The organism is Bacillus sp. FJAT-14266, assembly GCF_001719225.1.
In the GTDB taxonomy this organism is placed as follows: domain Bacteria; phylum Bacillota; class Bacilli; order Bacillales; family Bacillaceae; genus Bacillus; species Bacillus subtilis.
Map to the genome: position 1 here is coordinate 1,391,885 of NZ_CP017072.1, position 26,387 is coordinate 1,418,271.

The window sequence follows — 26,387 nt, forward strand, 5'->3', positions numbered from 1 at the left end:
CGATGAGATGAAAACGAAAACAGCATTCATGGCAATATTATTTTCGCTTATAACAGTTCTGTCAGCTTGCGGTGCAGGCAGCAGTCAAACGACGGGAGCCGGGCAAAAGAAGGTACAGACGATCACGGTCGGAACTGGAACCCAATTTCCGAATATTTGCTTTATCGATGAAAAAGGCGATTTAACCGGTTATGATGTCGAACTGATCAAAGAGCTTGATAAGCGCCTGCCACATTATAAATTCACATTTAAAACGATGGAATTTTCCAACCTGCTTGTCAGCCTCGGACAGCATAAAGTCGATATCGTGGCACATCAAATGGAGAAAAGCAAAGAGCGTGAGAAAAAATTTCTGTTTAACAAGGTTGCTTACAACCATTTTCCTTTAAAAATTACTGTGCTTCAAAATAACGATACGATCCGTGGAATTGAAGACTTAAAAGGAAAACGGGTGATTACGAGTGCAACCTCCAACGGAGCGCTTGTACTGAAAAAATGGAATGAGGATAATGGACGGCCGTTTGAGATTGCCTATGAGGGCCAAGGCGCAAATGAGACTGCGAATCAGCTGAAGTCGGGGCGTGCGGATGCAACGATCTCAACGCCTTTTGCAGTAGACTTTCAAAACAAGACGAGCGCTATTAAAGAAAAAACCGTCGGTGATGTGCTTTCGAATGCCAAAGTGTATTTTATGTTTAACAAAAATGAACAAACGTTAAGTGACGATATTGATAAAGCCTTACAGGAAATCATTGATGACGGAACGCTGAAAAGGCTCAGTTTGAAATGGCTTGGTGACGACTATTCCAAAGAGCAGTATTAGGTAAAAAGAGAGGGAGCAGTGATGGAAAACGCGTTTGATATGAACATGATTGGAGATTTTGTGCCGACGTTATCCGCTTATTTACCGGTTACATTATACATTTTAACACTGTCCTTGCTTTTCGGTTTTGTACTAGGACTCTTTCTGGCACTGCCCCGCATCTACAATATTCCAATTGTAAATCAATTGGCAAAAGTGTATATCTCGTTTTTCAGGGGAACGCCTATCATGGTGCAGCTTTTCATCGTGTTTTACGGAATCCCGGCGCTTACGGGGCTTATCGGGATTGATACATCAAAAATGGACCCGTTTTATGCTGCTGTCGCAACCTACGCGTTAAGCAATGCAGCGGCAGCCGCAGAAATCATTCGAGCGGGGGTGGGCAGTGTAGATAAAGGCCAAACGGAAGCGGCGTACAGTATTGGCTTAAGCGGTAGTCAGGCCTTCAGGCGAATCGTTCTGCCCCAGGCACTTGTCCAGGCGTTTCCGAATATGGGAAACATGGTGATCAGTTCTTTAAAAGATACGTCTCTAGCCTTTTCAATAGGTGTCATGGATATGTCCGGAAGGGGCCAAACACTGATTACCTCAAGCAACCATTCTCTTGAAGTTTACATTGCGCTATCGATTGTTTATTATGCTGTAGCGGTTTTATTCGAATGGTTCTTTCGAGTGGCAGAAAAACGAATCAAGAAGAATCAAACAAGGATTGTTACTGTTTTTGACATGAACATACATTGATATATTTCTTCGGATGAGGGGGGAGAAGATTGCAATTTGACTTTCCATTTATCGTTTCCGCCATGAAAGAAATGGTAAAGACCATTCCTCTGACATTGATGATGGCTGTTTTGCCGATTGTGTTTGGATTTCTCGTGGCTCTTGGAAATATAATTGTTAGAATTTTTAGAATTAAGGGCTTGGTGGCTTGCTCAAGGTTTTATGTGTCTTTCTTTCGAAGTACACCTGCAATTCTTCACATTATGTTGATTTATTTAGGGATACCGCCTGTTGCAGATCAAGTCAGCAGTTTTTTTCATCTCGGCTGGTCCGCCAATGAGATACCGGTCTCCATGTTTGTCATCATGGCCTTGTCTTTAACTGCCGGAGCTTATCTCACAGAAATCATCCGGTCGGGCATTCTGGCGATGGATACCGGACAGGTCGAAGCGGCTTATTCAATCGGCTTGACATACAGCCAAACCTTTCGGCGTGTAATATTGCCGCAGGCGCTGATGGTTTCCATCCCAAACTTCACAAATTTGGGTATCGGCTTTTTGCATACCACCTCTATCGCGGCTATAGTGGCTGTCCCAGAGATTACAGGGACGGCGACTATCGTTGCTTCTGATAATTATGCATTTTTAGAAGCGTTTATCGGAGCAGCGATTATCTATTGGGTGCTGACTCTAATCCTAGAATCCGTAAATGGAGTATTAGAGAGAAAGGCAGCCAGATTTCAAGGAGGCACTTTATGATTGAGATTAAAAATATCCATAAACAGTTTGGCATCCACCATGTATTAAAAGGGATAAATCTCACGGTACGCAAGGGAGAAGTTGTGACGATTATCGGGCCGAGCGGATCAGGGAAAACCACCTTTTTACGGTGCCTGAATTTATTAGAACGTCCAGACGAAGGGATCATTTCTATACATGACAAAGTGATTAATTGCCGCTTTCCGTCCAAAAAAGAGGTTCACTGGCTCAGAAAACAGACGGCAATGGTATTTCAGCAATACCACCTGTTTGCTCACAAAACGGTGATTGAAAATGTCATGGAGGGCTTGACGATTGCCCGGAAAATGAGAAAACAAGACGCGTATGCCGTAGCAGAAAATGAACTGAGAAAGGTCGGGCTTCAAGATAAATTGAACGCTTATCCGAGTCAGTTATCGGGAGGACAAAAGCAGAGGGTAGGGATAGCAAGGGCGCTTGCCATTCATCCTGATGTGCTGCTGTTCGATGAGCCGACGGCAGCGCTTGATCCGGAGCTGGTCGGTGAAGTGCTTGAGGTAATGCTGGAAATCGTGAAAACCGGAGCCACCATGATTGTTGTTACACATGAAATGGAGTTTGCAAGAAGGGTCTCTGATCAAGTTGTTTTTATGGATGAAGGAGTCATTGTTGAACAAGGAACCCCGGAGGAAGTCTTCCGCCATACCAAAAAAGACAGAACGAGGCAGTTTCTCCGCCGTGTTTCGCCGGAATATTTATTTGAACCAAAAGAACACATAAAGGAGCCGGTGATATGATCCGCTTAAGTATTTTAGACCAAAGCTTGATTGGTGAAGGGGAGACAGCAGCTGATACATTACAGCATACAGTGAAATTGGCACAAATGGCTGAAGAATGTGAATATCACCGATTTTGGGTGGCCGAACATCACAACAATGATGAGATTGCAGGGTCTGCACCCGAGGTTCTTTTAGGCTATCTTGCTGCAAGCACAAGAAAAATTCGTTTAGCATCAGGCGGAGTGATGCTGCAGCATTACAGCTCTTATAAAGTAGCGGAGCAATTCCATCTTCTATCAGCGTTAGCTCCCGGCCGTATAGATCTTGGAGTGGGCAAAGCGCCCGGCGGGTTTCAGCTGTCCACAGACGCACTGCAGGCCGAATATAAAAAACCGGTGCGTCAGTTTGATGAAAAACTGGAGGAGCTTACTCATTTCGTTCGGGATGATTTTCCTGATACCCACCGCTATGCCGCATTGCGTCCTAGGCCGCAGGTTGATCGGAAGCCGGGTATTTTTCTATTGGGAGGAAGCGCAGAGAGTGCCATTTCGGCTGCAAAACTGGGAATCTCTTTTGTCTTTGCTTACTTTATTAACGGTGAAGAGGAAGTGCTGAAGGAAGCCCGCCGAGCATTTGACGCGCATATCCCGCCAGGATCTGAGGCTGAATTTCATCTTGCCCCGGCTGTTTTTGCGGCACATACAAAAGAAGAAGCGGAAAAACATATTGTGTCGCGTGAATCGATAAAAGTGGTTTTGAAAGACGGGCGTAAGGTCAACGTCGGTTCCCGCGAACAGGCTGAGGCCTATCTGGAAAACGTCACAGAGCCCTATGACATCATCGTGCAAAAAACCGGGATTATTGCCGGAACAAAGGAAGAAGTGGCAGAAGAATTAACACGTTTATCAGGCACATACAAAATCAATGATTTTGTAATTTTTACGCCGATCAAAAATGCTGAAGAAAAACAGCTGTCTTATCAGCTGCTGAGCGATGCAGTTTTAGCTGCAAAACGTTAAGGAGGGACAGAAGAATGAGTGATGTTTTGAACATTGTGGTTTGGAGTAAAAAAGGCTGTTCGTATTGTGAGGAAGTCAAGAATTATTTGAATGAAAAAGGGTTCCCGTTCCAAAATATCGATGTTTCAGAGAAAGAGGAACTTCGAGATATTTTACAGGCGAAATATGGGGTACGCCATGTGCCTGTGGTCGAAATCGGGCGCGGCAATCACTATCAAGGGATAACTGAAATCGGCATTGAACACCTTGATCTTGCACTTGCGAATCATGCACAGATAAAGGAGGCAAAAAGATGACACGTTCAGATTTTATTCAGTTTGGAGCCATGATTCACGGTGTCGGGGGAACAACTGACGGCTGGCGTCATCCCGATGTTGATCCCTCGGCCAGCACGAATATTGAATTTTACATGAAAAAGGCGCAAACAGCCGAAAAAGGCTTGTTTAGTTTTATTTTCATTGCAGACGGCTTATTTATTTCTGAAAAATCGATTCCTCATTTTTTAAACCGTTTTGAACCGATCACCATTTTATCTGCGCTGGCATCGGTTACCAAAAATATTGGTTTAGTAGGGACGTTCTCTACATCTTTTACTGAGCCATTCACTATCTCCAGACAATTGATGTCGCTGGACCATATCAGCGGGGGCAGGGCTGGCTGGAATCTTGTTACTTCTCCACAGGAAGGAGCGGCGCGCAACCATAGTAAGTCTAATTTGCCAGAACACACTGAACGTTACGAGATCGCACAAGAGCATTTGGATGTTGTGCGCGGGCTGTGGAATTCCTGGGAGCATGACGCATTTATACACAATAAGAAAACAGGGCAGTTTTTCGATCCGGCGAAGCTTCATCGCCTGAATCATAAAGGAAAGTATTTTCAAGTAGAGGGGCCCTTGAATATCGGGCGCTCTAAGCAGGGAGAGCCTGTAGTGTTTCAAGCGGGTTCATCAGAAACAGGCCGGCAGTTTGCTGCTAAAAATGCGGATGCGATTTTTACCCATTCCAATTCATTAGAAGAGACAAAAGCGTTTTATGCGGATGTGAAAAGGCGAGCTGCTGATGAAGGGCGTGATCCTTCAAGTGTGCGGATTTTTCCAGGGATCAGCCCGATTGTGGCAGATACGGAAGAAGAGGCGGAAAAGAAGTATCGTGAATTTGCAGAATTGATACCGATTGAAAATGCTGTTACTTATTTGGCCCGTTTTTTTGATGATTATGATCTGAGTGTTTACCCGTTGGATGAGCCATTTCCCGATATTGGCGATGTGGGAAAGAATGCGTTTCAAAGCACAACAGACCGGATTAAGAGAGAAGCAAAAGCCAGAAATCTGACATTGCGGGAGGTAGCACAGGAAATGGCTTTTCCACGGACTCTATTCATCGGAACACCAGAGCGTGTCGCATCCTTAATTGAAACTTGGTTCAACGCTGAGGCGGCGGATGGGTTTATCGTTGGGTCGGATATACCGGGAACACTTGATGCTTTTGTAGAAAAGGTGATTCCGATTCTTCAAGAAAGAGGGCTTTATCGTCAAGATTATCGCGGCGGGACATTGCGGGAAAATCTCGGTCTTGGCATTCCGCAGCATCAATCCGTTTTACATTCATCACATCATTAGGTTTCGTCTGATCGAATGCGGAAGCTGAGAGAGGAGGCTGACTTTTTTGACGATCATTGCCGGTACGGTTGTGAAAGGAAAACAATTAGGCAGAAAGCTTGGATTCCCCACGGCAAATGTAGATGCAAAAATACATGGGCTGCGTAATGGAGTTTATGGGGTTCTGGCGACAGTCAATCATCAATTTCATTTAGGGGTTATGAATATCGGTGTGAAACCGACGGTGGGCTCTAACCTTGAAAAGACATTGGAGATTTTTTTGTTTGACTTTCATAGAGACATTTATGGAGAAAAAATCGAATGCAGCATTCTCTTTAAAATTAGAGAAGAAAGAAGGTTTGATTCTTTGGAGTCTTTAACAAAGCAAATTAAAAAGGATATTTCGTGCGTTGCAAAACGCTTTGAGCTGATTGGGATTATGGCACCAAACAAAAAAGAAAGCCTTCTTTCCCATCAGGAGTTAAATCTTCCGGATCTCTGCTTTTACAAGAAATGTAACAACCTATATGGCGTCAACCGAGGCGTATACAATGTCATTGATAACTGGTTTTTTGAGTACGGAATTACACAAGTAGCTTACAGGCGCATTTATATTTTATCTTTTTTAAGCTTTTTGAAAGAGGATAATCCGAAAGTTTCCAGCAAGTATATAAGATTTGGGGCGGGTGGTCTTGCTGATAAATTGAACCGATTTATTTCATCTTATGTTGAAGAGTCTGAAGAAAATATATTGGGATAGGGAAAGGAGCGGAACATATGTCTTTGGATTATTGGAGAAATATAGAAGGCTCCTATCCATATCAGACTACAGGAAATGACATCCTGAAGTTGAAAGGGGAGTATAATCCCGTAAATCTCTCAACGCTAGAAAAGCAGCTCATCGGCATTCGCCGGCACCTGCACCAATATCCTGAACTGTCAAAAGAAGAATTTGAAACAACTGCTTTTATAAAAAAATGCCTTAAAGAAAAGGGGATACAGATTCGCCCTACTGCTCTAAAAACGGGTGTGTTCGCAGACATAGCAGGGGAGTCAGAAGGTCCGGCGATTGCTTTGAGGGCTGATATTGACGCCTTGCCAATTGAAGAAAAAACAGGATTGCCTTATGCGTCTAAACATAAAGGGATCATGCATGCGTGCGGTCATGATTTTCATACGGCAGCGCTTCTTGGTGCGGCCTTTTTATTGAAGGAAAATCAAGACAGTCTGAAAGGAAAGATTCGTTTATTATTTCAGCCGGCAGAGGAAGCGGGTGCAGGCGCTGCAAAAGTGATAAAGGACGGCCAACTGGATGGCATTGATGCGGTTATTGGCCTTCACAATAAACCGGATATCGCGGTTGGGACTGTAGGGTTAAAAACAGGCCCGCTTATGGCTGCTGTTGACCGATTTAAAGTAAAGATAGAAGGGAAAGGCGCTCATGCAGCATTGCCGCATAATGGTTTTGATCCAATTGTCGGCGCTTCTCAGCTTATTGTCGCCCTGCAAACGATTGTGAGCAGAAATGTAAACCCGCTGCAAAGCGCGATTTTAACCGTAGGGAAAATCAACGGCGGCAGCACTTGGAATGTCATTCCGGATACAGTTGTCATTGAGGGCACTGTTCGTACATTTGATTCAGAGGTTCGTAATCAAGTGAAACAGCGTTTTTTGGCAGTCACAGAGCAGATTTCTGCCGCTTTCTCGTTAAAGGCAAATGTGAAGTGGCATTCCGGACCGCCGCCGCTTTGTAATGATGAGGCAATTACGGGGCTGGTGCGAGACGCTGCGCATAAAGCGAAACTTCAAGTCATTGATCCCGACCCATCAACCGCGGGAGAAGATTTTGCTTATTATCTTGAGCATATTCCGGGATCCTTTGCGTTTTTTGGAACAGACGGTGATCATGATTGGCACCACCCTGCATTTACAATTGATGAAACTGCCATTATCAAAGCCTCTTATTTTTTATATGAAAGCGCCAAGAGATTGTTAGATTTGAATGAAGAGTCAAAAATATCTGATTGATATAGATGGGGTGTTCTGATGAAGAAATTAATCGTTTTTGCATTTATTGGTTTATTGTCGCAGTTAATAGACGGTTCGTTAGGTATGGCTTATGGGGTTACCTCAACTTCTTTGTTATTGGCGTTTGGCATCACACCTGCTGTGGCTTCGGCTTCTGTCCATTTAGCGGAAGTCGTAACGACTGCCGCATCGGGAGTGTCGCATATTAAATTTGGCAATGTTGACAAACAAACCGTTTATCAGCTTGTCATTCCCGGCTCTATAGGCGCTTTTTTAGGCGCGGCATTCCTCAGCCAATTACCTGGAGATGTGGCGAAACCCTATATTTCTTTGTTTTTGCTCCTTCTGGGCGGATATGTATTGATCAGGTTTTTATTTCAATATAAGCCGGCTCTTGAGAAGAAGCATGTGCCGTTAAACCGAAAACAATCCATCCCATTGGGAGTGATCGCTGGTTTTGCAGATGCCACAGGCGGAGGCGGCTGGGGACCGGTGACCACTCCGATTTTATTATCCCGCAAAGGCTTGAGCCCGAGGAAAGTTGTCGGGACTGTAGACACAAGTGAATTTGCCATCGCCGTATCTGCAACCGCCGGTTTTCTTATTTCATTAGGATGGGAGGACGTCAATTGGTTATGGGTGTTTTCACTAATGGCCGGCGGAATTATCGCTGCCCCTATCGCAGCATGGCTGGTGCAGAAGTTTCATCCGCAATTGATGGGTGTGCTTGTAGGAGGATTTATTATTCTGGTAAATGCCAGAACATTAATAAATGAATGGATCGCAAATACAGCTGTTCATCCATTGATCTATACGGCCATAGGGGCGATATGGCTATCCGCAGTTTTATTTGTTTTATCTAAAATAGGGAATCGAAATATTGTTAAGACAGCGGTTGATGTCCATTTAAAAGAAAAATAAAGAGTTTTTCCGCTTTACGATGTAAAAGGAGCCACGGGGTCCTTGCGCTTGACTGGAACGAAATCAACGCTGTAAGAAGCCGGTCGGGCTTCTTTTTTATTTTCCAGCCTCATTGCGTATAAATCCTTTGAAACCTTATAATAAAAACAAGAAGACTGTCCTTAGAGGTGAAAGGCTTGGCAACGAAGCATGAACAAATTTTAACGTATATCGATTCACTGCCTGTCGGTGAAAAAATTTCTGTCCGAAGAATTGCAAAGGAAATGAAAGTAAGCGAAGGAACCGCGTACAGAGCGATCAAGGAAGCAGAGAATAAAGGGTTTGTCAGCACAATTGAACGTGTGGGCACAATCAGAATTGAACAAAAGAAAAAAGAGAACATTGAAAAGCTTACCTATGCAGAGGTTGTAAATGTTATAGACGGACAAGTGCTCGGAGGCAGGGCAGGGCTCCATAAGACATTGAATAAATTCGTCATCGGCGCGATGGAGCTTGACGCGATGATGCGTTACACCGCAGCGGGGAATCTTTTGATTGTCGGAAACAGAATCAATGCACACAGGCAGGCGCTTGAAGCGGGCGCGGCCGTATTGGTGACCGGAGGCTTTAACACGGATGACAGCATTGTGCAGCTGGCAGATGAGCTTGAACTGCCGATTTTATCCACGAGCTATGACACCTTTACAGTTGCCGCGATGATTAACCGGGCAATTTATGACCAGCTGATCAAAAAAGAAATTGTTTTGGTGGAGGACATCCTAACACCTGCTGACCGCACGGTATATCTTTCGCCTAAGGATAAACTTGAAAAATGGTATGAGAAAAATTTTGAAACGGGGCACGGCCGCTTTCCGGTTGTCGACGATCAAATGAAAATCCATGGCATTCTGACATCAAAAGATATTGCTGGCCATGACCGAAATGCATCTATAGAAAAAGTCATGACCAAAAATCCCGTCACGGTTATTGGGAAAACATCTGTCGCTTCAGCTGCGCAAATGATGGTATGGGAAGGGATCGAAGTGCTTCCCGTCACTGACGGCCACCAAAAACTCATCGGCATGATCAGCCGCCAAGACGTATTGAAAGCTCTTCAAATGATTCAAAAGCAGCCGCAGGTCGGGGAGAAGCTTGATGATATCGTTTCAAGGGGGTTTAAAGATGAGGGTGATGATAAAGAAGATCAAACGGTTTACGAGTATGAAGTCACGCCGCAAATGACAAATCAGCTTGGAACCATTTCTTATGGCGTATTTACGACCATTTTGACGCAAGCGGCAAACCGATTTTTGCGCTCGAAAAAACGCGGCGAACTCGTCATAGAGAGCATCACCATCTTCTTTTTGAAGCCTGTGCAGATGGAATCAGTCATCGAAGTCAAACCTCGCATCTTGGAGGCTGGCAGAAAGTTTGGGAAAATGGAAGTGGAAGTGCACAGCCAAGGTCATATCGTGTCTAAAGCGATGCTGATGGTTCAGCTGATGGAAAGAAGCTAAGGGACGTTCAGGCGCCCCTTACGCGTGATCTCTTTCAGCTTCTTTGGCGTGAAGGGGATTGTAATGCCTGAAGGCTTTATAACCTGCCCAAGCGCTTCCTGCTCCTATGACGATAAAGATACCGCCGATTACTAACGTTAATACTGAATGGAATAATATCATTTGGTTGAGCCCGTAGAACAGGACTAGTGACCCTAAGGCCATGCTTGATTTTGCTGAACATATTTCTTTTGCCAAAGATGGCTTTGCCCGTACGCCTTTTACTTTATAGTACACATAAAAGCAGGCGGAAAGCCCAATCAAAAAAACAAGAACCAGCATAAATGAAATCCTCCATCGTAAAAGTTTACAAACCCATTTTATACAAAAACGGGCTTGGTTTTGACGTTATTTTTCTTTTCCGTCGGCAGAGAATGTGATTTAATGAATAAAAACAATAAAGGAGTATCAAATGAAAACAGAATTGATCAGAACCATATCATTATATGACACGATTATCTTACATAGACATGTGCGTCCTGATCCGGATGCCTACGGATCACAGTGCGGGCTTACGGAAATCCTGCGTGAAACATATCCTGAAAAAAATATTTTTGCGGTCGGCACGCCTGAACCGTCCCTCTCTTTCTTATATTCCCTTGATGAGGTGGACAATGAAACATATGAAGGCGCACTTGTCATTGTCTGCGATACGGCAAATCAGGAAAGAATCGACGATCAGCGTTATCCTTCAGGCGCCAAACTAATGAAAATCGACCACCATCCGAACGAAGATCCATACGGTGACCTTCTCTGGGTCGATACAAGCGCCAGCTCAGTAAGTGAAATGATTTACGAGCTGTATTTAGAAGGAAAAGAGCACGGCTGGAAGCTGAATACGAAAGCGGCAGAGCTGATCTACGCCGGCATTGTTGGAGATACCGGACGCTTTTTATTTCCGAATACCACGGAAAAAACATTAAAATATGCAGGCGAGCTCATTCAGTATCCATTCTCTTCCTCAGAGTTATTTAATCAATTGTATGAAACAAAACTGAATGTGGTGAAGCTTAACGGCTTTATCTTTCAAAATGTGTCTTTGTCCGAAAACGGGGCGGCTTCTGTTTTCATCAAAAAGGATACGCTTGAAAAATTCGGCACAACGGCTTCTGAAGCGTCACAGCTTGTCGGGACGCTTGGCAATATCTCAGGTATTCGCGCCTGGGTGTTTTTCGTAGAAGAAGACGATCAAATCAGAGTCAGATTCCGTTCGAAGGGGCCTGTCATTAACGGACTTGCCCGGAAATATAACGGCGGAGGGCATCCGTTAGCTTCAGGCGCCTCTATTTACAGCTGGGATGAAGCTGATCGGATTTTAGCTGATCTGGAAACATTATGTAAAGAACACGAGTAGAGGGGAGACCCTCTCTCTTAGTGTTCATCTGTGACGGGGATGAACCAGCAGCCGAAATCAGTAAGGTCCTCGTAGACTTGGAGATTGTGTGATTGAAGTTCTTTTTTGATGAGGGAAGCGAGTGAGTTTGTTTCGGCATATGCAGAAAAACCTTGTCTGAGACGGGCTGCTTGATCTTTTGCTAACTGACGGTCACTGTAAACCTCCATTTCCCTTCCTCCTTCCTTTCGCCATTAAGCCTCACATATAGTTTATAAAAAAGAATGGGAAAAAGCGACAGAAGTTTGGAGAATTTAAAAAAAATCCATAATTATGTGGCGAAAGATATTTCAAGTTCCACTGTCAGCCTCGTATAAATAATCAATTCTCTGACGGTTGCCTCGTATTTTTTTTCATTGATCATATAGACTTTATTTTCAATTGTCCGCTTCAAGAGATCCTTTGTTTGATAGACGCTCTCTATGTCTTTTGTAATCACCTCTGAAATATCATCCTTTACATGCTCCTCGAATTTCGTTTTATCCGGCTGTGATATTTTATATTTATCCCCATTCAGCAATTTGACGCTGACGCTTTGAATCAGCAGTTTTCTTTTATTATCTTCATTCAGTTTATGGAGGTCTTCCTGATAGATCGAAATTTGATTGTTCAAGTCTTTTACATGCTCTTTTTGCTTTTCGATGAGGCTGACCTGCTCCTCTTGGAATGTTCCGTAAGTAAACAGGAAAAAGAACCAGCTAATTACGGCTCCGCACATCATTCCCGCGAAAAAACGCTGCCATCCCGGTTTTTTGTAATGCTGGGGGACCCTCATGAAGAAAGATGCTCCTGGGTCAGCCATGATATAATAAGCCAGCCGCTTTGCGCGCCTCCCATGGCCGAAATAATTAAAAGAAGCTGTTTAAAGATATCTCTCGTATTGCCTTCGAGTATGCCGCGTTCAAAGCTGTATACCGCATCAAAGGTGCCTCCGATAGCTGCGACAAGCGCCCATATTTTTAACCGGTTGGCAAGCTTTGTAATGGCTGTAAGCGGGGGTTCGCCTGCCAAATATGCTCCGAGCCCTCCAATGAGTGCGCCCCCGATCAGCACCCCTAACGCAATGAAGTAGCTATTGATAAAATTCACCATAAATCCTGCTTCCTGATCCATCTTTATCACCTCACCTTTTATATCATATTGAGCTTTCAGGACAAGTATGATGATGAGTCAAAAAAGAACATTTGTTTCTTTTGGAAACCGGCCTTATAATGAGGGAAGAAATGAATCGTAATGAGAAAGAGGTGATAGCATGTCTTTTGTTCACCTGCAAGTGCATAGCGGGTATAGCCTGCTAAACAGCGCCGCGGCTGTGGAAGAGCTCGTCAGTGAAGCTGACAGGCTCGGATATGCGTCTTTGGCGCTGACAGATGATCATGTCATGTACGGAGCTATTCAATTTTATAAAGCTTGCAAGGCGAGAGGGATCAACCCAATAATCGGTTTGACGGCTTCTGTTTTTACAGATGACAGCGAACTTGAAGCATACCCGCTCGTCCTGCTGGCAAAATCAAATACAGGCTATCAAAACCTGCTGAAAATCAGCAGCGTTCTGCAATCTAAATCAAAAGGCGGACTGAAGCCGAAATGGCTTCACAGTTATCGAGAAGGGATTATCGCAATAACGCCCGGCGAAAAAGGATATATTGAAACGCTTCTTGAAGGAGGGCTGTTCGAACAGGCTGCTCAAGCCTCGCTGGAATTTCAGTCTATATTCGGAAAGGGAGCTTTTTATTTCTCCTATCAGCCTTTTAAAGGGAATCAAGTCTTGTCTGAGCAGATTCTAAAGCTATCAGAAGAAACGGGTATCCCTGTTACGGCCACAGGCGATGTGCATTACATAAGGAAGGAAGATAAGGCTGCCTACCGTTGTTTGAAAGCGATTAAAGCGGGGGAAAAACTGACGGATGCACCCGCTGAAGATTTGCCTGATCTCGATTTGAAACCACTCGAAGAAATGCAAAACATTTATCGAGAGCATCCCGAGGCACTGCAAGCTTCTGTAGAGATCGCAGAACAATGCCGGGTTGACGTCAGTCTCGGGCAGACCCGTCTACCGTCTTTTCCGACCCCAGACGGAACGTCCGCTGATGATTATTTAACGGATATCTGTATGGAGGGACTCCGCAGCCGTTTCGGCAAGCCCGATGAACGATACCTTCGCCGTCTTCAATATGAGCTTGATGTCATCAAGCGGATGAAGTTCAGCGATTACTTTCTGATCGTGTGGGATTTTATGAAGCACGCCCATGAAAAAGGGATTGTTACAGGACCGGGAAGGGGTTCTGCGGCAGGTTCTCTTGTGGCATATGTGCTGTATATCACAGATGTTGACCCGATTAAGCATCACCTTCTATTTGAAAGATTTTTAAATCCCGAACGCGTCAGCATGCCGGATATTGATATTGACTTTCCCGATACTAGAAGGGATGAAGTCATTCAATATGTTCAGCAGAAATACGGTGCGATGCACGTCGCACAGATTATCACCTTTGGAACACTTGCGGCAAAGGCGGCGCTCCGGGACGTCGGCAGAGTATTCGGCGTCAGCCCGAAGGAGGCAGATCAGCTTGCAAAACTCATTCCTTCAAGACCGGGAATGACGCTGGATGAAGCGAGACAGCAGTCACCGCAGCTGGATAAGCGGCTTCGGGAGTCAAGCCTGCTTCAGCAAGTCTATTCAATTGCACGGAAAATAGAAGGACTGCCAAGGCATGCATCAACCCACGCAGCGGGCGTTGTCCTGAGTGAAGAACCGTTAACAGATGTTGTTCCGCTTCAAGAAGGGCATGAAGGGATCTATTTAACGCAATACGCGATGGACCATCTTGAAGACTTGGGCCTTTTAAAAATGGATTTCTTAGGTTTGAGGAATCTGACACTTATTGAATCCATCACTTCAATGATTGAAAAAGAAGAAAATATTAAAATAGATCTTTCAAGTATTTCCTACAGCGATGACAAAACGTTCTCCTTGCTGTCAAAAGGGGATACGACAGGCATTTTCCAGCTTGAATCTGCAGGGATGAGAAGCGTCTTGAAACGGCTGAAACCTTCGGGCCTAGAAGATATTGTGGCGGTCAATGCACTGTACCGGCCGGGTCCGATGGAAAATATTCCGTTATTTATCGACCGTAAACACGGCCGGGCGCCTGTTCACTATCCTCATGAAGATTTAAGGAGCATTTTGGAAGATACATATGGCGTCATTGTGTATCAGGAACAAATTATGATGATTGCTTCCCGTATGGCGGGGTTTTCTTTAGGCGAAGCGGACCTATTGAGAAGGGCGGTCAGCAAAAAGAAAAAAGAAATCCTGGACAGAGAGCGAAGCCATTTTGTTGAAGGGTGCTTAAAAAAGGAGTATTCTGTAGACACTGCAAATGAGGTCTACGATTTAATCGTCAAATTCGCAAACTATGGCTTTAACAGAAGCCATGCGGTGGCATACAGCATGATCGGGTGCCAGCTTGCGTATTTGAAAGCTCATTATCCGTTATATTTTATGTGCGGATTGCTGACAAGCGTCATTGGCAATGAGGATAAAATCTCTCAATATCTTTACGAAGCAAAGGGGAGCGGGATTCGTATCCTTCCTCCGTCAGTGAATAAAAGCAGTTTTCCGTTTACAGTTGAAAACGGATCTGTCAGATACAGCCTCCGCGCGATAAAAAGTGTAGGCGTCTCAGCAGTCAAAGATATATATAAAGCAAGAAAAGAGAAACCATTTGAAGATCTTTTCGATTTCTGCTTTCGCGTGCCGTCAAAAAGCGTAAATCGCAAAATGCTTGAAGCACTTATCTTTTCTGGTGCGATGGACGAATTCGGCCAAAACCGGGCCACGCTGCTCGCATCCATTGATGTTGCTTTGGAACATGCTGAGCTATTCGCCGCGGACGATGACCAAATGGGATTGTTTTTAGATGAATCGTTTTCAATTAAGCCGAAGTATGTGGAGACGGAGGAGCTTCCTCTGGTGGATTTACTTGCGTTTGAAAAGGAAACGCTTGGCATTTATTTTTCAAATCATCCCCTCTCCGCCTTCCGAAAACAGCTCACTGCGCAAGGAGCAGTCTCCATTCTGCAGGCTCAGCGGGCAGTCAAAAGGCAGCTTTCACTAGGCGTTCTGCTGTCGAAGATCAAAACGATTCGGACGAAAACAGGTCAAAACATGGCGTTTTTAACGCTCAGTGATGAAACCGGCGAGATGGAAGCCGTAGTCTTCCCTGAACAATTCAGACAGCTTTCTCCCGTTTTAAGAGAAGGCGCTCTTTTGTTCACTGCGGGGAAATGTGAAGTTAGACAAGATAAGATCCAATTCATCATGTCCCGGGCAGAATTATTAGAAAATATGGATGCAGAAAAAGCGCCATCGGTTTATATAAAAATAGAAAGCAGTCAGCACAGCCAGGAGATCCTGGCAAAGATTAAGCGCATTTTGCTGGAGCATAAAGGGGAAACAGGCGTTTATCTCTATTATGAAAGGCAAAAACAGACGATTAAGCTACCTGAGTCGTTCCATATCAATGCAGATCACCAGGTGTTATATCGCTTAAAAGAGCTGTTGGGTCAAAAAAACGTCGTTTTAAAACAGTGGTAACGATTCGCTTTTTGTTATACAATTGGAGCAATTATGTGATCCTGTTTAAATATTCAGATAGATTTACTCCGCAGAATGCAGCAATCAACGCAGCAGTATACGAATCAAAAAATATCCATAAGGAGTGTTTAGTAGAATGTCATTAAGAGAAGAAGCATTACACCTGCATAAAGTCAACCAGGGGAAACTGGAGTCTAAATCAAAAGTAGAGGTCAGAAATGCAAAAGATCTAAGCCTCGCTTATTCTCCGGGTGTTGCAGAACCGTGTAAGGATATTCATGAAGACATTAACAAAGTATATGATTATACAATGAAGGGGAACATGGTAGCAGTTGTAACTGACGGTACAGCTGTGCTTGGCCTTGGAAACATCGGCCCTGAAGCGGCGCTTCCTGTTATGGAAGGGAAAGCAGTTCTTTTCAAAAGCTTTGCGGGCGTAGATGCGTTCCCGATTGCTTTAAACACAAACGATGTTGATAAAATCGTTGAAACTGTAAAATTGCTGGAACCAACATTTGGCGGCGTCAACCTTGAAGATATTGCAGCGCCAAACTGCTTTATCATTGAAGAGCGCCTCAAAAAAGAAACAAACATCCCGGTTTTCCATGATGATCAGCACGGTACTGCCATTGTAACCGTAGCAGGTCTTGTGAACGCGCTGAAACTGTCTGGAAAATCCATGTCATCCATTAAAGTTGTCGCAAATGGCGCGGGTGCGGCTGGCATTGCGATTATCAAGCTTCTTCATCATTATGGCGTTCGCGACATTGTGATGTGCGATTCCAAAGGGGCCATTTATGAAGGGCGCCCGAACGGCATGAACGATGTCAAAAATGAAGTGGCGAAGTTCACGAACCAAGACCGCAAAGACGGTTCTCTGAAAGATGTCATCGTTGATGCTGACGTATTTATCGGTGTCTCTGTAGCAGGCGCGCTAACAAAAGAAATGGTTCAAAGCATGGCAAAAGATCCGATTATCTTTGCAATGGCAAATCCAAATCCGGAAATCATGCCGGAAGATGCGCGTGAAGCCGGAGCAAGCGTTATCGGAACTGGCCGTTCTGACTTCCCAAACCAAGTAAACAATGTTCTTGCATTCCCTGGTATTTTCCGCGGAGCACTTGATGTGCGTGCCACTCATATTAACGAGGAAATGAAAATCGCAGCGGTTGAAGCCATTGCTTCACTGGTTTCAGAAGATGAGCTTAGCGCAGATTATGTCATCCCTGCACCGTTTGATAAACGTGTTGCGCCTGCTGTTGCGAAGGCTGTGGCAAAAGCTGCGATGGAAACAGGTGTTGCAAGAATCACTGTTGACCCTGAGGAAGTCGCAGAAAAAACAAGAAAACTTACGATTATTGGTGAATAATTTTAATTCATTCCAAAAATGGCAGCGCGTTGGCGGAGACCGGCGCGCTGTTCTCAAGTTAAACTGACGGCTGAAATTTTTTTAGGGGGTTAGCCTTAAAAAAATTTCAGCCGGGTTTAACATTATTTTTGAATACGCTGTCAACCTTGTCGTTTCAACACCTTATCTGATTTCATACAAGCCTTTCCGAGCACGTCATCGAATAAAAAGTTGTCGAATTGAGGATGACAGCGTTTGACAAAAAAAGTACAATAGTTTCGGTAAAGTTATTAGCAAGTCTATCTGTTTGATGACATGCGGTGAAGAGAACCCTTCACAAAAGGGAGGTAATCATTTGTTAAAGGATATATTCACGAAAAAGAAAAAGTATGCTTCCGTACCGTCTGATCAAGCGAAGCACGATGTTCCGGAAGGCATTATGACAAAATGTCCTAAGTGTAAAAAAATCATGCTCACTAAAGAGTTGGATAAAAATATGCGGGTATGCATGAACTGCGATTATCATTTCCCAATGAACGCAAAACAGCGTATCGAAAGCTTGATGGATGAACAATCCTTTGAGGAATTTAATCAGGGAATGCTCTCGGAAAATCCGCTTGGTTTCCCGGGATATCTGGAAAAGCTTGAAAAAGATCGCGAGAAAACATCCTTAAACGAGGCTGTTGTGACAGGCAAGGGCACCATCGGCGGACACCCGGCTGTTGTCGCCGTCATGGACTCTTCATTCAGAATGGGCAGCATGGGTTCAGTCGTCGGTGAAAAAATCACGCTTGCGATTGAAAAAGCAAAAGCTGATAAAGTTCCGTTTATTATTTTTACGGCTTCAGGCGGTGCTAGAATGCAGGAAGGCGTATTAAGTTTGATGCAGATGGCAAAGACAAGCTCTGCGTTAAAACTGTTCAGTGAAGAACAGGGTCTTATTATTTCAGTAATGACGCATCCGACTACCGGGGGCGTATCAGCAAGCTTTGCATCCCTTGGCGATTACAATTTCGCTGAGCCTGGCGCGCTGATCGGTTTTGCCGGAAGACGGATTATTGAACAGACAATAGGAGAAAAACTGCCTGAGGACTTCCAAACGGCTGAGTTTTTATTAAAACATGGACAGCTTGATGCGGTTATTCATCGCGACGATATGAAAAAAACGTTAGAAAATCTGCTGGATATGCATCAAACAGGAGGTGACATTGAGTGGCTCCAAGATTAGAATTTGAAAAACCGGTGATTGAACTGCAAACCAAAATCGCCGAACTAAAAAAATTCACCCAAGATTCCGATATGGATCTAAGTGCGGAAATCGAACGGCTCGAAGACCGTCTCGCTAAGCTTCAGGATGATATTTACAAAAATTTGAAGCCGTGGGACCGGGTTCAAATCGCGCGTCTGGCGGACCGTCCGACAACTCTTGATTATATCGAACACCTGTTTACCGACTTTTTTGAATGTCACGGAGACAGAGCGTACGGGGACGATGAAGCCATTGTCGGCGGGATTGCGAAGTTCCACGGCCTCCCTGTAACGGTAATCGGGCATCAGCGCGGCAAAGACACGAAGGAAAACCTAGTCCGCAATTTTGGGATGCCGCATCCAGAAGGCTACAGAAAAGCGCTTCGTCTGATGAAACAGGCTGACAAATTTAACAGACCAATTATCTGTTTTATTGATACGAAGGGGGCATACCCTGGACGAGCAGCTGAAGAAAGAGGACAAAGTGAAGCTATTGCCAAAAACCTGTTTGAGATGGCCGGCCTTCGAGTGCCTGTTATCTGCATCGTCATTGGTGAAGGCGGAAGCGGCGGAGCCCTTGGTCTGGGTGTAGGCAATCACTTGCATATGCTGGAAAACTCTACTTATTCTGTTATTTCTCCGGAAGGTGCCGCGGCACTTTTATGGAAGGACTCCAGTCTTGCTAAAAAAGCAGCAGAAACAATGAAAATCACTGCGCCGGATTTAAAAGAATTAGGTATTATAGATCATATGATTAAAGAAGTAAAAGGCGGAGCGCACCATGATGTGAAGCTGCAGGCAAGCTATATGGACGAAACCCTTAAACAATCGTTAAAAACTTTACTGAAGCTGAGCGAAGAAGAATTAGTTCAGCAGCGTTATGAAAAATATAAAGCAATTGGCAAAGTCTCGGTTGAAGATCAATATATCGGGGTAAACTAAATAAACGTGAAGCCTTTGGCTCACGTTTATTTTTTGTGACATTCCTTAAATTTTATTTAAAAACAATTTATTTAATTGTATAATAGGTAAGGTTTCATAGGGAGGATGGAGATCCCTTTTCATTGTTTTTAGGGCAATGATCATGTTATGTTTAATCATATATGTTGCTGAGGTGAATGGAGAATGAAACGAATAGGGGTATTAACGAGCGGCGGGGATTCCCCGGGAATGAACGCAGCAGTTCGCGCAGTAGTCAGAAAAGCGATCTATCATGACGTTGAAGTTTACGGTATTTACAACGGATACGCGGGATTGATCAGCGGAAAGATTGAAAAGCTTGAACTCGGATCAGTAGGCGATATTATACATCGTGGAGGGACTAAGCTTTATACGGCGAGATGTCCTGAATTCAAAACAGTTGAAGGCCGTGAAAAAGGGATAGCAAACTTGAAGAAGCTTGGTATTGAAGGCCTTGTTGTTATCGGCGGAGACGGTTCCTATATGGGTGCGAAAAAATTAACGGAACACGGGTTTCCATGTGTAGGTGTACCGGGTACAATTGATAATGACATTCCGGGCACTGATTTTACAATCGGTTTCGATACAGCTTTAAATACAGTAATTGACGCAATTGATAAGATTCGCGATACAGCGACTTCTCATGAACGTACATATGTAATCGAAGTAATGGGCCGTCATGCCGGCGATATCGCATTGTGGGCCGGTCTTGCAGGGGGCGCAGAATCGATCTTAATCCCTGAGGCAGACTATGACATGCACGAAATCATTGCCCGCTTAAAACGCGGCCACGAACGCGGCAAGAAGCACAGTATTATTATTGTTGCCGAAGGTGTAGGCAGCGGTGTTGAATTCGGGAAACGCATTGAAGAAGAAACAAATCTTGAAACTAGGGTATCTGTATTGGGCCATATCCAGCGCGGAGGTTCTCCGAGTGCTGCTGACCGTGTGTTGGCAAGCCGTCTCGGCGCATATGCAGTTGAACTGCTGCTTGAAGGAAAAGGCGGACGCTGTGTAGGTATACAAAACAATAAGCTTGTAGACCATGATATTATAGAAATACTTGAGACAAAACACACAGTTGAGCAAAACATGTATCAGCTTTCAAAAGAACTGTCTATCTAATGTACAGCTGAAGGCTGAAGATTTCAGAAGGAAGTGAACCAAATGAGAAAAACTAAAATTGTTTGTACCATCGGTCCGGCAAGTGAAAGTATTGAAATGCTTACGAAATTAATGGAGTCAGGAATGAACGTGGCTCGATTAAACTTTTCTCACGGAGATTTTGAGGAGCACGGTGCAAGAATTAAAAATATCCGCGAAGCAAGTAAAAAACTTGGCAAGAACGTTGGAATTCTGCTTGATACAAAAGGTCCTGAAATCCGCACACATACAATGGAAAACGGCGGTATTGAGCTTGAAACAGGCAAAGAGCTCATTATTTCAATGGACGAGGTTGTAGGAACAACAGATAAAATTTCAGTGACATATGAAGGTTTAGTCCATGACGTTGAACAAGGTTCAACGATTCTGTTAGATGACGGCCTTATCGGTCTTGAGGTACTTGATGTAGATGCCGCTAAACGCGAAATCAAAACAAAAGTATTAAACAACGGAACACTCAAAAATAAAAAAGGTGTTAACGTACCGGGCGTAAGTGTCAATCTTCCGGGGATTACTGAAAAGGATGCGCGAGACATCGTTTTCGGTATTGAGCAAGGAGTAGACTTCATCGCACCATCTTTCATTCGACGTTCTACGGATGTGCTCGAAATCCGTGAGCTTCTTGAAGAGCACAACGCTCAGGATATTCAAATCATCCCTAAAATCGAAAACCAAGAGGGCGTTGACAACATCGATGCGATTCTCGAAGTGTCTGACGGCTTAATGGTTGCACGCGGAGACTTAGGTGTGGAAATTCCAGCTGAAGAAGTGCCGCTTGTGCAAAAAGAACTGATCAAAAAATGCAACGCGCTGGGCAAACCTGTTATTACAGCGACACAAATGCTTGACAGCATGCAGCGCAACCCGCGTCCGACTCGTGCGGAAGCAAGTGACGTTGCAAACGCGATCTTCGACGGAACAGATGCGATCATGCTTTCTGGTGAAACTGCTGCCGGAAGTTACCCGGTTGAAGCAGTTCAAACAATGCATAACATCGCGTCCCGTTCTGAAGAAGCATTAAATTATAAAGAAATTCTCTCAAAACGCAGAGACCAAGTGGGCATGACAATTACAGACGCAATTGGACAATCTGTCGCACATACGGCGATTAACCTGAATGCTGCTGCGATCGTAACGCCGACAGAAAGCGGCCATACAGCACGTATGATTGCAAAATACCGTCCGCAGGCTCCGATTGTTGCGGTTACTGTAAATGACTCTATTTCCAGAAAGCTTGCCCTCGTATCTGGCGTATTCGCGGAAAGCGGCCAAAATGCGAGCTCAACAGATGAGATGCTTGAGGATGCTGTCCAAAAATCATTGAACAGCGGAATTGTAAAACACGGCGATCTTATCGTTATTACAGCTGGCACTGTCGGTGAGTCCGGCACTACGAACTTAATGAAGGTTCATACTGTCGGCGATATCATCGCTAAAGGCCAAGGCATTGGACGCAAATCAGCTTACGGTCCGGTTGTCGTTGCACAAAATGCAAAAGAAGCTGAGCAAAAAATGACTGACGGTGCGGTACTTGTTACCAAAAGCACTGACCGTGATATGATTGCATCCCTTGAAAAAGCGTCTGCTCTTATTACAGAAGAAGGCGGTTTGACTAGCCATGCTGCGGTAGTCGGATTAAGCCTTGGCATCCCGGTTATCGTGGGTCTGGAAAATGCGACATCTATTTTGACAGATGGCCAGGATATTACAGTTGACGCTTCCAGAGGCGCAGTCTATCAAGGCCGTGCGAGCGTTCTTTAATTACAGGTGAAAATGGAAGGGGAATCCCTTCCTTTTCTCTTTATCATGCCTTTTGTTGAACAGAACGTGTTACACGTGTGGGGGGCTTGGATATGAGATTTTTGTTTTTGCTTTTTATTGTGTTTCCGGCAATAGAAATCGGTATATTCCTATTTTTAGGAAATCTGATTGGTATTTTGCCGACAGTTCTATTCATGATTCTGACTGGCATTATCGGCGCAGCAGCTGCAAAAAAACAAGGAACCGAAGTGTATTATAAGGTTCAGCGTGATCTTCAATATGGCAAAATGCCGGGAGAAGCGATTGCTGACGGTCTGTGCATTTTCATTGGCGGTCTATTGCTGATGCTTCCGGGCTTTTTATCAGATTTGGCCGGCGCCTGTCTTCTTATCCCGTTTACCCGCGGCTGGTGTAAGCCGATTCTGTTCAAATGGCTGAGAGGTATGTCGAAGAATAAGCGGATCATCATCAAATAAAAAGCGGCAGCCATGAAAAAACGGCTGCCGTTTTATTTTTGCTGAACGGTGATATAGGACCATATTTCTTTTAATGCGCCTGTTGTGATGAAAGCTTGGATGATGACGAGTACAGCGGGTCCCGCAATCAGTCCTAAAAACCCGAATAATTTAAAGCCGGCAAACAGGGCGATGAGCGTTGCCAGCGGATCGATCCCGATAGATTTACTTAGTATCTTGGGCTCTGTCAGCTGCCGCTGAATAAGAACGACGAGGTACAGGATACCGATTCCGATCGCTTGGGGCAGCTGGCCCGTAATCGATAAATACAAAATCCAGGGTACAAATACGGAGCCGGCACCTAAGTAAGGGAGAAGATCTACAAGCCCGATTAAAAAAGCAATTGTTGCGGCGTGTTCAACCTTTAAGAGAGAAAGGCCGATAAATACAATCACCATCGTGATGAAAACGAGGACGGCTTGTGCTTTGATAAAACCAGTCATTGCTTTTTTTAATTCGCTGCTGATTGCTTTGCTGTTAGCTGTCACACGATCCGGCAGAATTAAAACAAGCATGGCTTTCAGCTTATGCCAATCCTTTGTCATAAAAAAGGTTGCCAGAAGAGAAAAAATCAGAACCGCCGCCGTATTGGGAAGAAGAGCGAAAAATCTCGGGATCATCTCTAGAATGTGGGACAGCAGGAGCCCGGCATTTTTAGCGGCAGAATCTCCGAGTGTCTGGATATGAGTGACGATGGAAGCCTGCTGGTTCGTTTCCAATTCTTGAAACAAAAGAGTTAACTCGTTATAGAGCGGCTGAATATGAGTTGTAAACAATTTTTCGCAATATGAAATAAACGTGCTGATATGCGGAGGCAGCGTTTTTGCTAGATAGGCTGTTCCCGTTACGATTTCGGCTACCAGAATGGTAAGGACGCCGAAGGCTGCGAGCAGAAAAAAAGCAAGAACGCCCAGAACATTTATCGTTCGGGGGAATCCTGTCACTTTGTCCAAATAATCGACAACAGGATGAATCACTGAAGAAAGAATAAGGGCGATCAGGAACGGATAAGTTAACGGAAACGAATAATAGGCCGCAGCTATCGACCCTGCGGTCATTGATATGACAAAGAGGGTTCTGAAAAAAATAGTGATATAAGATTGATTCACGAAAACGGTCCTCCTCTCGTCAGCATGTCCTATTTTTTATATGTATTCACGCTGCGGCTGAATATGAATACATTCATCTTATAGGAGGGATGGCATGTGTTTACACAAGCGAATTTATTTTTAATTTTACTCTTGGCTATCGCACTTATCGCAAAAAACCAATCATTGCTCTTTGCTGTATCCGTCCTTTTGATCATCAAAATCCTAGGGCTTGATCAGAAATTATTTCCGACCATCCAGTCAAAAGGCATTAACTGGGGTGTGACCATTATTACCATCGCCGTTCTTGTCCCGATTGCCACGGGAGAAATCGGATTTAAGCAGCTTGGAGAAGCAATGCGGTCTTCCTACGCATGGATCGCCCTTGGAGCGGGGATCGCAGTGGCGCTGATTGCAAAAAACGGCCTGGCCCTGCTTGAAAATGATCCACATATTACAACTGCTCTCGTGATCGGGACCATTCTTGCAGTCGCGCTTTTTGGAGGAGTTGCGGTGGGACCGCTGATCGGAGCGGGGATTGCTTATTTAGCCATGCAGATCGTAAAACTGTTCACTTCATAACAAAAAGCGGCCTTAAAGCCGCTTTTTTTTGTATGCAAAAACCCGCAAATAAAGGCGTTTTTTCGGGGAAATCACAGAATGAAAAAAAAAATTATAGGTAAACATTTAACAAATGTCTGATTATTGTTTATAATGAGAATAGGCTTAAACTTAAATAAGCTTATAAGAATTTGTTATGTTCTTTCATAAGCAAAGGGTTTTAGTTCCAGCAGCCAGTAAAATGTAAGCATTTTCTTTTTGGGGGAGAGAAATACTTGCATCGTGCTTTTTAAGTAAGCCTCATGTTTTTACAACACTCTTAAAGGGGAAATTTATTGAAAAGGAGATGTTATATATGACAGCGACACGCGGTCTTGAAGGGGTTGTAGCAACAACATCATCTGTTAGTTCTATTATTGATGATACCCTTACATATGTGGGGTATGATATCGATGATTTGACAGAGAATGCAAGTTTTGAAGAAATCATCTACTTGCTTTGGCATCTAAGGCTGCCAAACAAAAAAGAGCTTGAAGAGTTAAAGCAGCAGCTTGCAAAGGAAGCTGCCGTTCCGCAAGAAATTATTGAGCACTTCAAATCTTATTCCCTCGAAAATGTTCATCCCATGGCTGCTCTTCGGACAGCAATTTCATTACTAGGCCTGCTAGACAGCGAGGCTGATACCATGAACCCGGAAGCCAACTACAGAAAGGCGATCCGCCTTCAGGCAAAGGTGCCTGGCCTGGTTGCAGCGTTTTCCAGAATTCGCAAGGGTCTTGAGCCTGTTGAACCGAGAGAAGATTACGGTATTGCGGAGAATTTTCTTTACACATTAAACGGTGAAGAGCCTTCACCAATTGAGGTTGAAGCCTTCAACAAAGCATTGATTTTACATGCTGACCATGAGCTGAACGCGTCAACGTTCACAGCGAGGGTCTGCGTCGCAACACTTTCTGACATCTATTCAGGCATTACTGCAGCAATCGGCGCGCTGAAAGGGCCTCTTCACGGCGGAGCGAATGAAGGCGTTATGAAAATGCTGACAGAAATCGGTGAAGTGGAAAACGCTGAGCCGTACATCCGCGCTAAACTTGAAAAGAAAGAAAAAATCATGGGATTCGGCCACCGTGTGTATAAGCATGGTGATCCGCGCGCGAAGCATCTGAAAGAAATGAGCAAGCGCCTGACCAACCTGACAGGCGAAAGCAAATGGTATGAGATGTCGATTCGTATAGAAGACATCGTCACATCAGAGAAAAAGCTTCCGCCTAACGTTGATTTCTATTCGGCTTCTGTATATCACAGCCTCGGTATTGACCATGATTTGTTTACACCGATTTTTGCTGTAAGCAGAATGTCCGGCTGGCTCGCTCATATTCTTGAGCAGTATGACAACAACCGTCTGATCCGCCCGCGGGCAGATTACACAGGCCCTGACAAACAAAAATTCGTTCCGATTGAAGAAAGAGCCTAAAGAACCATTGGAGGCTGGCTTGCGTCAATGAGGTTAGCCTCTTGTTCAGAACATCAAAATTGGGTTACACTTTAAATTGAATGTTAGGAAAAATCATTTTATTTTCTATATAA

Annotated in this window: 26 protein-coding genes; 21 read left to right on the top strand and 5 right to left on the bottom strand. The window is 44.3% G+C overall.

Annotated elements, in window-relative coordinates:
• Positions 1 to 7: 7 nt before the first annotated feature.
• The 11 genes from tcyK (at position 8) to BGM23_RS07260 (ending at position 10,123) form a co-directional block, all read left to right on the top strand.
• On the top strand, positions 8 to 823 hold the full coding sequence (tcyK, locus tag BGM23_RS07205; protein WP_019712893.1) for a sulfur-containing amino acid ABC transporter substrate-binding protein TcyK: 816 nt from the start codon (positions 8 to 10) through the stop codon (positions 821 to 823).
• A 21-nt stretch (positions 824 to 844) separates the two neighbouring features.
• A complete protein-coding gene (gene tcyL / locus BGM23_RS07210) occupies positions 845 to 1,564 on the top strand; it encodes a sulfur-containing amino acid ABC transporter permease TcyL (RefSeq protein ID WP_019712894.1) in 720 nt (239 codons plus the stop codon).
• Between the two features lie 29 nt (positions 1,565 to 1,593).
• Positions 1,594 to 2,301, top strand: a complete 708-nt coding sequence (gene tcyM, locus BGM23_RS07215; RefSeq protein WP_019712895.1) for a sulfur-containing amino acid ABC transporter permease TcyM — start codon at positions 1,594 to 1,596, stop codon at positions 2,299 to 2,301.
• Positions 2,298 to 3,077, top strand: a complete 780-nt coding sequence (gene tcyN / locus BGM23_RS07220) for a sulfur-containing amino-acid ABC transporter ATP-binding protein TcyN (RefSeq protein ID WP_004398701.1) — start codon at positions 2,298 to 2,300, stop codon at positions 3,075 to 3,077. The genes tcyM and tcyN overlap by 4 nt, the downstream gene beginning before the upstream one ends.
• The gene (locus BGM23_RS07225; RefSeq protein ID WP_019712896.1) at positions 3,074 to 4,078 is read left to right on the top strand and encodes an LLM class flavin-dependent oxidoreductase; all 1,005 of its coding nucleotides are present in this window, start codon (positions 3,074 to 3,076) and stop codon (positions 4,076 to 4,078) included. Before tcyN ends, BGM23_RS07225 begins: the two co-directional genes overlap by 4 nt.
• Before the next feature lie 14 nt (positions 4,079 to 4,092).
• Positions 4,093 to 4,374, top strand: a complete 282-nt coding sequence (locus tag BGM23_RS07230) for a glutaredoxin family protein (RefSeq protein WP_019712897.1) — start codon at positions 4,093 to 4,095, stop codon at positions 4,372 to 4,374.
• On the top strand, positions 4,371 to 5,699 hold the full coding sequence (locus BGM23_RS07235; protein WP_019712898.1) for an LLM class flavin-dependent oxidoreductase: 1,329 nt from the start codon (positions 4,371 to 4,373) through the stop codon (positions 5,697 to 5,699). The genes BGM23_RS07230 and BGM23_RS07235 overlap by 4 nt, the downstream gene beginning before the upstream one ends.
• A gap of 46 nt (positions 5,700 to 5,745) precedes the next feature.
• Positions 5,746 to 6,438, top strand: coding sequence for an RNA-binding riboflavin kinase RibR (gene ribR / locus BGM23_RS07240; RefSeq protein ID WP_003229393.1), 693 nt, complete (start codon positions 5,746 to 5,748; stop codon positions 6,436 to 6,438).
• Positions 6,439 to 6,455: 17 nt separating this feature from the next.
• Positions 6,456 to 7,706, top strand: a complete 1,251-nt coding sequence (gene sndA / locus BGM23_RS07245; RefSeq protein WP_019712899.1) for an S-alkyl-N-acetyl-metabolite deacetylase SndA — start codon at positions 6,456 to 6,458, stop codon at positions 7,704 to 7,706.
• An 18-nt stretch (positions 7,707 to 7,724) separates the two neighbouring features.
• Positions 7,725 to 8,627: a sulfite exporter TauE/SafE family protein gene (locus BGM23_RS07250; RefSeq protein WP_003246070.1), complete on the top strand. Its 903-nt coding sequence runs from the start codon at positions 7,725 to 7,727 to the stop codon at positions 8,625 to 8,627.
• A gap of 176 nt (positions 8,628 to 8,803) precedes the next feature.
• Complete coding sequence (locus tag BGM23_RS07260) at positions 8,804 to 10,123, top strand: CBS domain-containing protein (protein WP_004398641.1); 1,320 nt, start codon at positions 8,804 to 8,806, stop codon at positions 10,121 to 10,123.
• A gap of 18 nt (positions 10,124 to 10,141) precedes the next feature.
• On the opposite strand, the gene BGM23_RS07265 is transcribed toward BGM23_RS07260, so the two are convergent.
• Positions 10,142 to 10,444, bottom strand: coding sequence for a YtpI family protein (locus tag BGM23_RS07265; RefSeq protein ID WP_003229401.1), 303 nt, complete (start codon positions 10,442 to 10,444; stop codon positions 10,142 to 10,144).
• 130 nt (positions 10,445 to 10,574) lie between these two features.
• Here BGM23_RS07265 and nrnA point away from each other — a divergent pair, with 130 nt between their 5' ends.
• Positions 10,575 to 11,516: a bifunctional oligoribonuclease/PAP phosphatase NrnA gene (nrnA, locus tag BGM23_RS07270; protein WP_004398971.1), complete on the top strand. Its 942-nt coding sequence runs from the start codon at positions 10,575 to 10,577 to the stop codon at positions 11,514 to 11,516.
• A 17-nt stretch (positions 11,517 to 11,533) separates the two neighbouring features.
• Here nrnA and BGM23_RS07275 read toward each other — a convergent pair whose 3' ends face one another.
• The 3 genes from BGM23_RS07275 to ytrH all read right to left on the bottom strand — a co-directional run bounded on the left by BGM23_RS07275 (position 11,534) and on the right by ytrH (position 12,668).
• Positions 11,534 to 11,725: a YtzJ family protein gene (locus BGM23_RS07275; RefSeq protein ID WP_003229407.1), complete on the bottom strand. Its 192-nt coding sequence runs from the start codon at positions 11,723 to 11,725 to the stop codon at positions 11,534 to 11,536.
• Between the two features lie 101 nt (positions 11,726 to 11,826).
• The gene (ytrI, locus tag BGM23_RS07280; RefSeq protein ID WP_003229408.1) at positions 11,827 to 12,330 is read right to left on the bottom strand and encodes a sporulation membrane protein YtrI; all 504 of its coding nucleotides are present in this window, start codon (positions 12,328 to 12,330) and stop codon (positions 11,827 to 11,829) included.
• Positions 12,327 to 12,668 carry a sporulation membrane protein YtrH gene (ytrH, locus tag BGM23_RS07285; protein WP_003229410.1) on the bottom strand — a complete coding sequence of 114 codons (342 nt, stop codon included), beginning with the start codon at positions 12,666 to 12,668 and terminating at the stop codon, positions 12,327 to 12,329. Before ytrH ends, ytrI begins: the two co-directional genes overlap by 4 nt.
• A gap of 139 nt (positions 12,669 to 12,807) precedes the next feature.
• Between ytrH and dnaE the strand changes: the two genes are divergently transcribed.
• The 7 genes from dnaE (at position 12,808) to BGM23_RS07320 (ending at position 23,112) form a co-directional block, all read left to right on the top strand.
• Positions 12,808 to 16,155, top strand: a complete 3,348-nt coding sequence (gene dnaE / locus BGM23_RS07290) for a DNA polymerase III subunit alpha (protein WP_014480547.1) — start codon at positions 12,808 to 12,810, stop codon at positions 16,153 to 16,155.
• Positions 16,156 to 16,291: 136 nt separating this feature from the next.
• Positions 16,292 to 17,524: an NADP-dependent malic enzyme gene (gene maeB / locus BGM23_RS07295; protein ID WP_014664951.1), complete on the top strand. Its 1,233-nt coding sequence runs from the start codon at positions 16,292 to 16,294 to the stop codon at positions 17,522 to 17,524.
• Between the two features lie 334 nt (positions 17,525 to 17,858).
• Positions 17,859 to 18,731: an acetyl-CoA carboxylase, carboxyltransferase subunit beta gene (gene accD / locus BGM23_RS07300; protein WP_003223544.1), complete on the top strand. Its 873-nt coding sequence runs from the start codon at positions 17,859 to 17,861 to the stop codon at positions 18,729 to 18,731.
• Entirely contained in the window at positions 18,716 to 19,693 is a 978-nt protein-coding gene (accA, locus tag BGM23_RS07305) for an acetyl-CoA carboxylase carboxyl transferase subunit alpha (protein ID WP_003229417.1), read from the top strand. Before accD ends, accA begins: the two co-directional genes overlap by 16 nt.
• Positions 19,694 to 19,876: 183 nt before the next feature.
• Positions 19,877 to 20,836, top strand: a complete 960-nt coding sequence (pfkA, locus tag BGM23_RS07310) for a 6-phosphofructokinase (RefSeq protein ID WP_003229420.1) — start codon at positions 19,877 to 19,879, stop codon at positions 20,834 to 20,836.
• A gap of 42 nt (positions 20,837 to 20,878) precedes the next feature.
• Positions 20,879 to 22,636, top strand: a complete 1,758-nt coding sequence (gene pyk / locus BGM23_RS07315; RefSeq protein WP_004398560.1) for a pyruvate kinase — start codon at positions 20,879 to 20,881, stop codon at positions 22,634 to 22,636.
• A gap of 92 nt (positions 22,637 to 22,728) precedes the next feature.
• Entirely contained in the window at positions 22,729 to 23,112 is a 384-nt protein-coding gene (locus tag BGM23_RS07320) for an FxsA family protein (RefSeq protein WP_003246085.1), read from the top strand.
• Between the two features lie 32 nt (positions 23,113 to 23,144).
• Here BGM23_RS07320 and ytvI read toward each other — a convergent pair whose 3' ends face one another.
• A complete protein-coding gene (ytvI, locus tag BGM23_RS07325) occupies positions 23,145 to 24,260 on the bottom strand; it encodes a sporulation integral membrane protein YtvI (protein ID WP_004399115.1) in 1,116 nt (371 codons plus the stop codon).
• Positions 24,261 to 24,356: 96 nt separating this feature from the next.
• Between ytvI and BGM23_RS07330 the strand changes: the two genes are divergently transcribed.
• Entirely contained in the window at positions 24,357 to 24,821 is a 465-nt protein-coding gene (locus BGM23_RS07330; protein ID WP_014480542.1) for a DUF441 domain-containing protein, read from the top strand.
• A 334-nt stretch (positions 24,822 to 25,155) separates the two neighbouring features.
• Entirely contained in the window at positions 25,156 to 26,274 is a 1,119-nt protein-coding gene (gene citZ, locus BGM23_RS07335) for a citrate synthase (protein ID WP_004398810.1), read from the top strand.
• Positions 26,275 to 26,387: the final 113 nt, after the last annotated feature.

What these genes read in the sequence shown, in the direction of transcription:
- tcyK (WP_019712893.1), top strand. Translation starts at nt 8, where the DNA reads ATGAAAACGAAAACAGCATTCATGGCAATATTATTTTCGCTTATAACA.
- tcyL (WP_019712894.1), top strand. Translation starts at nt 845, where the DNA reads ATGGAAAACGCGTTTGATATGAACATGATTGGAGATTTTGTGCCGACG.
- tcyN (WP_004398701.1), top strand. Translation starts at nt 2,298, where the DNA reads ATGATTGAGATTAAAAATATCCATAAACAGTTTGGCATCCACCATGTA.
- BGM23_RS07225 (WP_019712896.1), top strand. Translation starts at nt 3,074, where the DNA reads ATGATCCGCTTAAGTATTTTAGACCAAAGCTTGATTGGTGAAGGGGAG.
- BGM23_RS07230 (WP_019712897.1), top strand. Translation starts at nt 4,093, where the DNA reads ATGAGTGATGTTTTGAACATTGTGGTTTGGAGTAAAAAAGGCTGTTCG.
- BGM23_RS07235 (WP_019712898.1), top strand. Translation starts at nt 4,371, where the DNA reads ATGACACGTTCAGATTTTATTCAGTTTGGAGCCATGATTCACGGTGTC.
- sndA (WP_019712899.1), top strand. Translation starts at nt 6,456, where the DNA reads ATGTCTTTGGATTATTGGAGAAATATAGAAGGCTCCTATCCATATCAG.
- BGM23_RS07250 (WP_003246070.1), top strand. Translation starts at nt 7,725, where the DNA reads ATGAAGAAATTAATCGTTTTTGCATTTATTGGTTTATTGTCGCAGTTA.
- BGM23_RS07265 (WP_003229401.1), bottom strand. Translation starts at nt 10,444, where the DNA reads ATGCTGGTTCTTGTTTTTTTGATTGGGCTTTCCGCCTGCTTTTATGTG.
- nrnA (WP_004398971.1), top strand. Translation starts at nt 10,575, where the DNA reads ATGAAAACAGAATTGATCAGAACCATATCATTATATGACACGATTATC.
- BGM23_RS07275 (WP_003229407.1), bottom strand. Translation starts at nt 11,725, where the DNA reads ATGGAGGTTTACAGTGACCGTCAGTTAGCAAAAGATCAAGCAGCCCGT.
- ytrI (WP_003229408.1), bottom strand. Translation starts at nt 12,330, where the DNA reads ATGAGGGTCCCCCAGCATTACAAAAAACCGGGATGGCAGCGTTTTTTC.
- ytrH (WP_003229410.1), bottom strand. Translation starts at nt 12,668, where the DNA reads ATGGATCAGGAAGCAGGATTTATGGTGAATTTTATCAATAGCTACTTC.
- dnaE (WP_014480547.1), top strand. Translation starts at nt 12,808, where the DNA reads ATGTCTTTTGTTCACCTGCAAGTGCATAGCGGGTATAGCCTGCTAAAC.
- maeB (WP_014664951.1), top strand. Translation starts at nt 16,292, where the DNA reads ATGTCATTAAGAGAAGAAGCATTACACCTGCATAAAGTCAACCAGGGG.
- pfkA (WP_003229420.1), top strand. Translation starts at nt 19,877, where the DNA reads ATGAAACGAATAGGGGTATTAACGAGCGGCGGGGATTCCCCGGGAATG.
- pyk (WP_004398560.1), top strand. Translation starts at nt 20,879, where the DNA reads ATGAGAAAAACTAAAATTGTTTGTACCATCGGTCCGGCAAGTGAAAGT.
- BGM23_RS07320 (WP_003246085.1), top strand. Translation starts at nt 22,729, where the DNA reads ATGAGATTTTTGTTTTTGCTTTTTATTGTGTTTCCGGCAATAGAAATC.
- citZ (WP_004398810.1), top strand. Translation starts at nt 25,156, where the DNA reads ATGACAGCGACACGCGGTCTTGAAGGGGTTGTAGCAACAACATCATCT.